General features: G+C 73.5%; 9 protein-coding genes. 4 read left to right on the forward strand and 5 right to left on the reverse strand.

Features of this window, described 5'->3' with window-relative positions; genetic code table 11:
- Window positions 1-90 precede the first annotated feature (90 nt).
- The 3 genes from ACFVZH_RS29485 to ACFVZH_RS29495 all read left to right on the forward strand — a co-directional run bounded on the left by ACFVZH_RS29485 (window position 91) and on the right by ACFVZH_RS29495 (window position 3,194).
- Complete coding sequence (locus ACFVZH_RS29485; RefSeq protein ID WP_384901969.1) at window positions 91-1,713, forward strand: AMP-binding protein; 1,623 nt, start codon at window positions 91-93, stop codon at window positions 1,711-1,713.
- Between the two features lie 153 nt (window positions 1,714-1,866).
- Window positions 1,867-2,676 carry a PaaX family transcriptional regulator C-terminal domain-containing protein gene (locus ACFVZH_RS29490; protein WP_384901971.1) on the forward strand — a complete coding sequence of 270 codons (810 nt, stop codon included), beginning with the start codon at window positions 1,867-1,869 and terminating at the stop codon, window positions 2,674-2,676.
- A gap of 131 nt (window positions 2,677-2,807) precedes the next feature.
- Window positions 2,808-3,194: a hypothetical protein gene (locus ACFVZH_RS29495; protein ID WP_384901973.1), complete on the forward strand. Its 387-nt coding sequence runs from the start codon at window positions 2,808-2,810 to the stop codon at window positions 3,192-3,194.
- On the opposite strand, the gene ACFVZH_RS29500 is transcribed toward ACFVZH_RS29495, so the two are convergent.
- From ACFVZH_RS29500 to ACFVZH_RS29510, 3 genes are all read right to left on the reverse strand, one after another.
- Entirely contained in the window at window positions 3,191-3,676 is a 486-nt protein-coding gene (locus ACFVZH_RS29500; protein ID WP_384901975.1) for a DUF1772 domain-containing protein, read from the reverse strand. The genes ACFVZH_RS29495 and ACFVZH_RS29500 overlap by 4 nt on opposite strands.
- A 77-nt stretch (window positions 3,677-3,753) precedes the next feature.
- Window positions 3,754-6,066: a bifunctional salicylyl-CoA 5-hydroxylase/oxidoreductase gene (locus ACFVZH_RS29505; protein WP_384901976.1), complete on the reverse strand. Its 2,313-nt coding sequence runs from the start codon at window positions 6,064-6,066 to the stop codon at window positions 3,754-3,756.
- 2 nt (window positions 6,067-6,068) lie between these two features.
- Entirely contained in the window at window positions 6,069-6,896 is an 828-nt protein-coding gene (locus ACFVZH_RS29510) for an enoyl-CoA hydratase family protein (RefSeq protein ID WP_384901978.1), read from the reverse strand.
- A gap of 248 nt (window positions 6,897-7,144) precedes the next feature.
- Between ACFVZH_RS29510 and ACFVZH_RS29515 the strand changes: the two genes are divergently transcribed.
- Entirely contained in the window at window positions 7,145-7,675 is a 531-nt protein-coding gene (locus ACFVZH_RS29515) for an ATP-binding protein (protein WP_384901980.1), read from the forward strand.
- 110 nt (window positions 7,676-7,785) lie between these two features.
- Here ACFVZH_RS29515 and argF read toward each other — a convergent pair whose 3' ends face one another.
- Together argF and ACFVZH_RS29525 are read right to left on the reverse strand one after the other, a co-directional pair.
- Window positions 7,786-8,799 (reverse strand): ornithine carbamoyltransferase, encoded by a 1,014-nt coding sequence (gene argF, locus ACFVZH_RS29520; RefSeq protein WP_384901982.1) that lies wholly within the window; start codon window positions 8,797-8,799, stop codon window positions 7,786-7,788.
- A 114-nt stretch (window positions 8,800-8,913) separates the two neighbouring features.
- Window positions 8,914-10,146 carry an arginine deiminase gene (locus ACFVZH_RS29525; RefSeq protein WP_384901984.1) on the reverse strand — a complete coding sequence of 411 codons (1,233 nt, stop codon included), beginning with the start codon at window positions 10,144-10,146 and terminating at the stop codon, window positions 8,914-8,916.
- Window positions 10,147-10,161: the final 15 nt, after the last annotated feature.

The raw sequence follows: 10,161 nt of genomic DNA on the forward strand, positions 1-10,161 counted from the left end.
ACGCCCTTGTCGCGAACCGTTGACTGTCGTCACCAACACGATACGCTCGTGTGGCGTTGAGCGACCCCACCACGACAGGGGGACGGACTCATGGAGCTGACACCCTCGGCCCACCTCGACACGTTCGCCCGCGACCGGCTGCCGCCGCCGGACCGGTGGCCACGTCTCCTCTTCGACCTGCCGGAGCTGGCCTACCCCGACCGGCTCAACTGCGGCACCGAACTCCTCGACCGCACGGTGGAACGCTTCGGCGCGGACCGGCCCGCCTTCCACGACGACGAGGGCGGGGTCTGGAGCTACGGAGAGCTCCGCGACCGGGTCGACCGCATCGCCCACGTCCTCACCTCCGACCTGCGCGTCGAGCCCGGCAACCGGGTCCTCCTGCGCGGCCCGACCACCCCCTGGCTGGCCGCCTGCTGGCTCGCCGTGATGAAGGCGGGCGGCGTCGCCGTCACCGTCCTGGCCCAGCAGCGCGCCCCCGAACTGGCCGTGATGGCGGACGCGGCCCGCTGCACCCACGCGCTCTGCGACGTCCACACCCTCGACGAACTCCTCCAGGCCCGGATTCCCGGGCTCCGCGTCACCCCGTTCGGCGGAGACGGGCCGGACGACCTGCTGGCCCTCGCCGCCCGCCGCCCCGGCCCGTACGAGGCGGTGAGGACGGCCGCCGACGACGTGGCCCTGATCGCCTTCACCTCCGGCACCACCGGGCGGCCCAAGGGCTGTGTCCACTTCCACCGCGACGTCCTCGCCGTCGCCGACACCTTCTCCGCGCACGTCCTGCGCCCTCGGCCCGACGACGTCTTCGCCGGTTCGCCGCCACTCGCCTTCACCTTCGGCCTCGGCGGGCTCGTCCTCTTCCCCCTGCGCGCCGGGGCGAGCGCCGTCCTGCTCCCCCAGGCCGGCCCCAAGCAGCTGCTCGCGGCGATCGAACGCCACCGCGTCACCGTGCTCTTCACCGCCCCGACGGCCTATCGCGTCATGCTCGACGAACTGGCCGGCGACACCGCCCCCGACGTCGGCTCGCTGCGCCGCTGCGTCTCCGCCGGCGAGAACCTGCCGGAGGCGACCTGGCGGGCCTGGTACGGACGCACGGGCCTGCGCCTGATCAACGGCATCGGCGCGACCGAGCTGCTGCACATCTTCATCGCCGCCGCCGACGGCGACATCCGCCCCGGCACCACCGGCCGCCCGGTGCCCGGCTGGCAGGCCAGGATCGTCGACCGGGACGGCCACGGGGTCCCCGACGGCACCGAGGGCCTCCTCGCCGTGCGCGGCCCCGTGGGCTGCCGCTATCTGGCCGACCCCCGCCAGACCGACTACGTGCGGAACGGCTGGAACGTCACGGGCGACACCTACGTCCGCGAACCCGACGGCTACTTCCGCTACGTCTCACGCGCCGACGACATGATCATCTCGGCCGGGTACAACATCGCCGGGCCGCAGGTCGAGGAGGTGCTCCTGGACCACCCCGACGTCGTGGAGACAGCGGTCGTGGGCCGCCCCGACGACCTGCGCGGCCAGGTCGTCGTCGCCTACACCGTCGTCCGGGACGGGGTGCCGCGCGACGCGAGCACCGCCGCCGCCCTGCGGGCCTTCGTCCGCGCCCGCCTCGCCCCGTACAAATCACCCCGGGAGGTCGTCTTCCTCGACGCGCTGCCCCGCACCGCGACCGGCAAACTCCAGCGCTTCCGGCTACGCGACAGCGCGTGACCCCGCGCGTGCCCGGGCGCCCGGGCCCCCAGCCCCCGCCCAGCCCCAGCCCCAGCCCCGCCCCCGCCCAGCCCCCGCACGACGGCACAGCCGTACCACCGGACGGACAGCCTGACCCGGCGGGACCCGTACGGCACCCCCTAGAGTGATCACGTGGCCGAGCAGCACACTCCCCGTTCCCTGATCGTCTCCCTCTACGGCGCCTACGGCCGTGCGCCCGACGGGGCGCCGATGCCGGTGGCCGGGCTGATCCGGCTGCTCGCGGCGGTCGGGGTGGACGCGCCCTCGGTGCGTTCGTCGGTGTCGCGGCTGAAGCGGCGCGGGCTGCTGCTGCCGGCCCGGACGGCGGAGGGGGCGGCGGGGTACGCCCTGTCCGACGACGCCCGGCGGCTCCTGGACGACGGTGACCGCCGGATCTACGCCCGCACCGAGCCCAAGCTCTCCGAGGGCTGGGTCCTGGCCGTCTTCTCGGTGCCCGAGGCCGAGCGCCACAAGCGGCACCTGCTGCGCTCCCGGCTCGCCCGGCTGGGCTTCGGCACGGCCGCCCCGGGCGTCTGGATCGCGCCCGCACGGCTGCACGAGGAGACCCGCAACACCCTGGAGCGGCTCGGCCTCTCCCCCTACGTCGACCTCTTCCGGGGCGATCACCTCGGTTACGCCGCGACCGCCGAGGCGGTGGCCCGCTGGTGGGACCTCCCGGCCATCGCCCACCTCCACGAGGAGTTCCTCGCGGCCCACGACCCCGTGCTCCGCGCCTGGCGCACGACCCCCGGCGGCGCCGAGGACGCCTACCGCGCCTACCTCCTCGCCCTCGACTCCTGGCGCCGACTCCCCTATGCCGACCCCGTCCTCCCCGCCGAACTCCTCCCGGACGACTGGCCCGGCCGCCGCTCCGCGGAGGTCTTCGCCGCCCTCCACGAACTGCTGCGCGACCGGGGCGCGGAGTACGTCACCGGGGTCTGACCGGAGCCCTTCCCTGACTTGACGGACTCGGGGTCCTTCGCGGTAGCACCCTTGCCAAAGTCATATGTACGCCTGTTGGGTTGGCGCGTTCTCCAGGTGTTCATCGTGATCCCAGAGGAGGAGCAGAAGCGATGGATCTCTGCTGCAACGTCTACGTCGACACCGGATCCCCCGCATGCCTGCTGGAGACACTGTCCGGCATCCCCGGCAGCGTGCCGTCCGGCCCGCACGGCGTCTCCTTCGCGGCGCTCTCCGTTCTCTCCGTCCCCTCCGTCCCCTCCGTCCACGACGACCACGGGACCGACCGTGCGGAGCCGTCCGACTTCGCCCGGTGGTCCACGGTGCTCGCCTGCGCGTCACGCCGCGGGGCGTCGCAGGACGAGGTGATCGCCACGATGGCGGACATCCTGGAGGCCCTGTGGGGGGCGGGCTTCGGTGCGGTGGCCGCCTGCGAGTACCAGGAGCGGCTGCCCCGCGCGGACCTCGTGGAGGTGTCCGGCGGCCGAGGCCCCGGCTAGGCCCGGTTGCGCACCGCTCCGGCACGGAGGAGGCAGGCGAGGCCGGCGGTGGTGAGGACGGCGCGGACGATGTTCCAGGCGACCCAGGGGGCCTCGAAGGCGGCGCGGGCGGCGGTGGGGTCGTGGGCGGCGGCGAGGGCGTCGTTGAGGGGGACGTTCGCGGCGGAGGTGACGAGGAAGACCGCCACGGCGAGGACGAGGGCGGCGAGGGTCCAGCCGCGGGCGCGGGTGGCGCGGTGCTGCCAGGCGGCGACCGCCGCGAGGAGCGCGGATCCGAAGAACGCGGAGAAGAAGAGCGGGTTCTGGATGACGTCGTTGATGTTCCGCATCACCTCGACATAGACGCGGTCGTCGCTCCTGGCCAGGGCCGGCATCACCGAGCAGACGTACGCGAACCACACCCCCGCCAGCAGTCCGGTCGTTGCCGTCGCCGTGCCGAGGACCGCCCCGGCACCCTTCTGTGCACCCGTGTTCTGTGTCATGTACCCATTCAAGGGTGCGCGGGCCGTGGGGACCATGCTCGTGCGTCGCACCCGCATACGCGGGCGTCCAGGGGTGGTCAGGCGGTCTGGTCGCGGCGGCCGGTGGGCGGCCGGCGGCTGCCGGCGCGGTAGGGGGCGGGCCAGGGGGCGGCCGGGCCCTCGTAGCCCTGTTCGGCGGCCGCGTGGAGCGTCCAGTGGGGGTCGTAGAGGTGGGGGCGGGCGAGGGCGCAGAGGTCGGCGCGGCCGGCCAGCAGGAGGGAGTTGACGTCGTCCCAGGAGGAGATGGCACCGACGGCGACGACGGGGACGCCGACGGCGGAGCGGATGCGGTCGGCGTAGGGGGTCTGGTAGGAGCGGCCGTAGGCGGGGGTCTCGTCGGGGACGACCTGGCCGGTGGAGACGTCGATGGCGTCGGCGCCGTGGTCGGCGAAGGCACGGGCGATCGCGACGGCGTCCTCGGCGGTGTTGCCGCCGTCGGCCCAGTCGGTGGCCGAGATGCGGACGGTCATCGGGCGCTCGTCGGGCCACACCTCCCGTACCGCGTCGAAGACTTCGAGGGGGAAGCGCAGCCGGGCCTCCGGGGAGCCGCCGTAGGCGTCGGTGCGGTGGTTGGTGAGCGGGGAGAGGAAGCCGGAGAGCAGGTAGCCGTGGGCGCAGTGGAGTTCGAGGAGGTCGAAGTCGCAGCGGGCGGCCCGGCGGGCGGCGGCGGTGAACTCCTCGCGTACGGCGGTGAGTCCGGCGCGGTCCAGGGCGTGGGGGGTCTGGTTGACGCCGGGCCGGTACGGCAGGGGGGAGGCGGCGACGAGCGGCCAGTTGCCGTCGGGCAGCGGCTGGTCGATCCCCTCCCACATGCGGCGGGTGGAGCCCTTGCGGCCGGAGTGGCCGAGCTGGACGCCGAGCGCCGTGCCGGGCGCCTGGGCGTGGACGAAGTCGGTGACGCGGCTCCAGGCCCGGGCCTGTTCGTCGTTCCAGAGTCCGGAGCACCCGGGGGTGATGCGGCCCTCGGGGCTCACGCAGACCATCTCGGTCATGACGAGTCCGGCGCCGCCGAGCGCCCTGGCGCCCAGGTGGACGAGGTGGAAGTCGCCGGGGACGCCGTCCTCGGCGACGTACAGGTCCATGGGCGAGACGAGGACGCGGTTGCGCAGGGTGAGTCCGCGCAGGCGGAGCGGGGTGAACATGGGCGGGGTGCCGGGCGGGCAGCCGAAGTCGCGCTCGACCGTGTCGGTGAAGACGGGGTCGCGCAGCCGCAGGTTGGCGTGGGTGACGCGGCGGCTGCGGGTGAGCAGGTCGAAGGCGAAGCGGCGGGGCGGCCGGTCGACGTGGTCGGCGAGTTCCTCGAACCAGCGGAGGCTGGCGGCCGCCGCGCGCTGGGTGGACTCCACGACGGGGCGGCGCTCGGTCTCGTAGGCGGCGAGCGCCTCGGCCAGGGTGGGGTGCGCGCCGAGCTGTACGGCGAGGGCGAGGGCGTCCTCGACGGCCAGTTTGGTGCCGGAGCCGATCGAGAAGTGAGCGGTGTGGGCGGCGTCGCCAATGAGGACGGTGTTGCCGTACGACCAGCGGTCGTTGACGACGGTGCGGAAGGCGGTCCAGGCGGAGCGGTGGGAGCGCAGTTCGCGGCCGCCGAGCGCCTCGGCGAAGATCTTGGCGCAGCGGGCGGTGGACTCGGCCTCGTCGAGTTCGTGGAACCCGGCCGCGCGCCAGACCTCCTCGCGCATCTCGACGATGACGGTGGAGCTGCCGTCCTGCGGTCGCGGCCCGGAGGGTACCGGTCGGGAGTAGGGGTAGGCGTGGAGCTGCATCACGCCGTGCTCGGTCTCGGCGATCTCGAAGCGGAAGGCGTCGAAGGCGAAGTCGGCGGCGAGCCAGATGTAGCGGCAGCGGTGGGTGGTGATCCGGGGGCGGAAGTGCTCGGCGTGCGCGTCCCGGGTGCGGCTGTGGACACCGTCGGCGGCGACGACCAGGTCGTGGGTGGCGGCGAGCTCGGCGGCGGGCGGCGCCTCGGTGCGGAAGCGGAGCCGTACGCCGAGTTCGGTGCAGTGGGTGTGCAGCAGTTCCAGGAGGCGGCTGCGGCCGAGGGCCGCGAAGCCGTGGCCGGTGGAGGTGGTGCGGTGGCCGCGGTGGACGACGTCGATGTCGTCCCAACGGACCATTTCGCGGCGGAGCGCCTCGTACACGGCGGGGTCGGCGTCCCGGATGCCGCCGAGGGTCTCGTCGGAGAGGACCACGCCGAAGCCGAAGGTGTCGGAGGGCGCGTTCCGCTCCCAGACGGTGACCTCGCGGCCCGGGTCGAGCCGCTTGAGCAGAGCGGCGGCGTACAGCCCGCCGGGGCCGCCCCCGATGACGGCGACACGGGAGGCGGGCGGGCCGGTGTCCAGGGGGCGCGCCATGGCTAGCGGCCCTGCCATTTCGGGGGGCGTTTCGCGGTGAAGGCGGCGTGGAACTCTGCGTAGTCCTCGCCGTGCATCAGGAGGGCCTGGGTGGCCGCGTCGAGTTCGACGGAGGCGGCGAGCGGCATGTCGAGTTCGGCGGTGAGCAGGGCCTTGGTCTGGGCGAGGGCGAGGGCGGGGCCGTCGGCGAGGCGGCGGGCGAGGTCGGCGGCGCGGGTGTCGGCGCCGCCCTCCTCGGTCAGCTCGCTGAGGAGGCCGATGCGCTCGGCCTCGGCGGCGTGGACGGGTTCGCCGAGCATGAGGAGCCGGGTGGCGTGGCCGAGGCCGACGACCCGGGGCAGCAGGTAGGCCGCGCCCATGTCGCCGCCGGAGAGGCCCACCCGGGTGAAGAGGAAGGCGAAGCGGGCGGTGGGGTCGGCGACCCGGAAGTCGGCGGCGAGCGCGAGGACCGCTCCGGCGCCGGCCGCGACGCCGTGCAGGGCGGCGACGACCGGGAACGGGCATTCGCGCAGCGCCCGGACGACCTGGCCGGTCATCCGGTTGAAGTCGAGGAGCCGGGCGGTGTCGAGGGAGAGGGTGGCGCCGATGATCTCGTCCACGTCGCCGCCCGAGCAGAAGCCGCGGCCCTCGCCGCCGAGGACGAGGGCGCGGACGGTCCGCTCGCGGGAGAGCTCGGCGAGCAGGTCGCGCAGGTCGGCGTAGGCCCCGAAGGTGAGGGCGTTGAGTTTCTCCGGGCGGGCGAGGGTCACGGTCGCGACGCCCCGGTCGATGTCCAGGCGTAGGTGCCGCCAGCGGGGGGTGCGGGTCGCGGAGCCGGTAAAGGGGCTCATACGGAACGGCCTCCTTCCTCCATTCGGAGGGTATCACCATACTGTGACTATCGTCACGAGTACGCGATAAGGAGGGGCGACCCAGGCCGCACAAGGTCCCGGACGCCGGTGACGGAGGTCCCCCACTGCGAGGGAGGGGTGCCCTGGGAAACGGATTTTTCACCTCGTAAGGTTGAAAACGGGACGTCTAGGGATTCCTCGTACCCCGGCCCCACCCGTCCGCCCCGCTCGGTGAAGGGAGCTCGCACATGCCCGATGTCAACGGCCCCGCCGATCCAGGACCCGCCGACGCCGGCCGCGCCGGCGCCGGACCCGGAGCCCCGGGACCCGGACCCGCCACCTCCTGGCGCGTCCAGCTGCCCCACACGGCCGCCGCCGTGCCGCTCGCCCGCGCCCTGATCCGTACCGCGCTCCACGATCTCGGCCCCGGCGCCGCCGCCCGGCCCGACCGCGACACGGCCGAGCTGCTGACCGCCGAGCTGGTCGCCAACGCCGTCGAGCACACCGCGGGCCTGGGCCCCATCGAGCTGGTCGTGGAGCTGCTCACGGCGCCCGGCGGCTGCCAGGTCGAGGTCCACGACGCCGAGCCCGCGGCACCCGGCCGGCTCATCTGCCCCGACCCGGACGCCGAGGTCGACCCCTGGCAGGAGCACGGCCGCGGCCTCCTGCTGATCCGCGCGCTCAGCAGCGACTGCGGCCACCGGCCCACCGCGCACGGCAAGGCGGTCTGGTTCACCCTCCCGGCGATACCGGCGCAGGGCCGACACCGGGAGCCGTGACGAGGGCGGGTGCGCCCCGGGGGGGGGGGGGCCGGGGCCGGTTTGGGAACGGGAGCGCCGGGACCGGGACGGGGACCGGGACCGGGGCCGGGGCCGGTTTCGGAACGGGACTACGCTCCCGCGGGCCCGGCCAGCGTGGCGACGAGGACGGCCTTGATGGTGTGCATCCGGTTCTCGGCCTCGTCGAAGACGACCGAGTGCGCCGACTCGAAGACCTCGTCGGAGACCTCGAGCTCGGTCAGGCCGTGCCGGGCGTGGATGTCCCGGCCGACGGCGGTGCCAAGGTCGTGGAAGGCCGGCAGGCAGTGCAGGAACTTGACGTCGGGGTTCCCGGTGGCGCGCAGCACGTCCATGGTCACGGCGTAGGGCGAGAGGACGGCGATCCGCTCGTCCCAGACCTCCTTGGGCTCCCCCATCGAGACCCAGACGTCGGTGGCGACGAAGTCGGCGCCCCGGACGCCCTCGGCCACGTCCTCGGTGAGGGTGATCGTGGCGCCGCTGGTCTCGGCGAGCTCGCGGGCGGCGGCGACGACGCCCTCGGCCGGCCAGTACGCCTCGGGGGCGACGATCCGCACGTCCATGCCGAGCAGGGCGCCGGTGATCAGGTAGGAGTTGCCCATGTTGAAGCGGGCGTCGCCCAGGTAGGCGAAGGCGATCCCGTCCAGCGGCTTGTCCGTGTGCTCGGTCATGGTGAGCACGTCGGCGAGCATCTGGGTGGGGTGCCAGTCGTCGGTGAGCCCGTTGAAGACGGGGACGCCCGCATGGGCCGCGAGTTCCTCGACCGCCGCCTGGCTGTCGCCCCGGTACTCGATGCCGTCGAACATCCGGCCGAGGACCCGGGCGGTGTCCCGGACGGACTCCTTGTGGCCGATCTGGGAGCTGGACGGGTCCAGGTAGGTGGTGGAGGCGCCCTGGTCGGCCGCGGCGACCTCGAAGGCGCAGCGGGTGCGCGTCGAGGTCTTCTCGAAGATCAGGGCGATGTTCCGGCCGCGCAGCCGCTGGACCTCGGCCCCCGCCTTCTTGGCGGCCTTCAGCTCGGCGGAGAGCGCGATCAGGGCGCGGAACTCCTCGGCGGTGAAGTCCAGCTCCTTGAGGAAGTGGCGGCCGATGAGGTCTGTGGCCATGGGACGCGCTCCTGGGGGTACGGGTCGGGGGACGGCAGCCGGGGACGACGGCCGGGAACCCTGGAAGTCTATACGAGGGGCGGCATTTATATACAGCCCCTCCCCTTCCCGCGTTCAGACCGCGTCCCGCTCCACCGGACAGCTCATACAGCGCGGGCCGCCCCGCCCCCGGCCGAGCTCGCTGCCCGGGATCTCGATCACCTCGATGCCCTGCTTGCGCAGATGCGTGTTCGTCGTGACGTTCCGCTCGTACGCCACGACCACGCCCGGCTCCACCGCCAGCACGTTGCACCCGTCGTCCCACTGCTCGCGCTCGGCCGCGTGCACGTCCTGGGTCGCCGTGAGCACCCGGATGTCCTGGAGCCCCAGGGCCGCCGCGATGGCGCTGTGCATCTGCTCCGGCGGATGGTCCGTCACCCGCAGGGACTGCCCGGCGTCGCCCGGCTCGATCGTGTACGAGCGGAGCATGCCGAGCCCCGCGTACTGGGTGAACGTGTCCTGGTCGACCATCGTGATGACCGTGTCCAGATGCATGAACGCACGCCGCTTCGGCATGTCGAGCGCGATGATCGTCCGCGCCGAACCGGCCGCGAACAGGCCCCTCGCCAGCATCTCCACCGCCTGGGGCGTGGTGCGCTCGCTCATCCCGATCAGGACGGCGCCGTTGCCGATGACGAGGACGTCCCCGCCCTCGATCGTCGACGGGTAGTCCGCCTGCCCCTCCGACCAGTGGTGGAAGGCACCCGCCTCCGGACCCGTGAAGAGCGGATGGTGCTTGTAGATCGCCTCGAAGTGCACCGTCTCGCGCTGCCGGGCCGGCCAGCGCATCGCGTTGATGGAGACGCCGTCGTAGATCCAGGCCGAGGTGTCCCGGGTGAAGATGTGGTTCGGCAGCGGCCCCAGGACGAAGTCGTCCAGGTCGAGGGCGTGGAAGCGGACCGAGGTCGGCTCCCGGTGCGCCGCCAGGAACTCCCGCTTCGTCATGCCCCCGACCAGCGCCTCGCCTAGGGCGGCGGCGTCGAGCGAGTCGAAGGCCGCCCGCAGGTGGTCGGCGGCGAGCGGCCCGTACTCCTTCTCGTCGAAGACCCGGTCGAGGACCATCGCCCGCGCCTCCGGATCCTCCATGGTCTCGCTCAGCAGGTCCCCGAAGAGGTGCACCGCCACCCCGCGGTCCCGCAGCACGTCCGCGAAACCGTCGTGCTCCTGCCGGGCCCGCCGCACCCACAGCACGTCGTCGAAGAGCAGAGCGTCCTTGTTGGACGGAGTGAGCCGCTTCAGCTCCAGATCGGGCCGATGGAGGATGACGCGGCGCAGCCGCCCGGTCTCGGAATCGACATGGAATCCCATGCGCCCATCCTGACG

It is taken from the genome of Streptomyces sp. NPDC059534 (assembly GCF_042743475.1).
In the GTDB taxonomy this organism is placed as follows: Bacteria; Actinomycetota; Actinomycetes; order Streptomycetales; family Streptomycetaceae; genus Streptomyces.

What these genes read in the sequence shown, in the direction of transcription:
- ACFVZH_RS29485 (WP_384901969.1), top strand. Translation starts at nt 91, where the DNA reads ATGGAGCTGACACCCTCGGCCCACCTCGACACGTTCGCCCGCGACCGG.
- ACFVZH_RS29495 (WP_384901973.1), top strand. Translation starts at nt 2,808, where the DNA reads ATGGATCTCTGCTGCAACGTCTACGTCGACACCGGATCCCCCGCATGC.
- ACFVZH_RS29500 (WP_384901975.1), bottom strand. Translation starts at nt 3,676, where the DNA reads ATGACACAGAACACGGGTGCACAGAAGGGTGCCGGGGCGGTCCTCGGC.
- ACFVZH_RS29505 (WP_384901976.1), bottom strand. Translation starts at nt 6,066, where the DNA reads ATGGCGCGCCCCCTGGACACCGGCCCGCCCGCCTCCCGTGTCGCCGTC.
- ACFVZH_RS29510 (WP_384901978.1), bottom strand. Translation starts at nt 6,896, where the DNA reads ATGAGCCCCTTTACCGGCTCCGCGACCCGCACCCCCCGCTGGCGGCAC.
- ACFVZH_RS29515 (WP_384901980.1), top strand. Translation starts at nt 7,145, where the DNA reads ATGCCCGATGTCAACGGCCCCGCCGATCCAGGACCCGCCGACGCCGGC.
- argF (WP_384901982.1), bottom strand. Translation starts at nt 8,799, where the DNA reads ATGGCCACAGACCTCATCGGCCGCCACTTCCTCAAGGAGCTGGACTTC.
- ACFVZH_RS29525 (WP_384901984.1), bottom strand. Translation starts at nt 10,146, where the DNA reads ATGGGATTCCATGTCGATTCCGAGACCGGGCGGCTGCGCCGCGTCATC.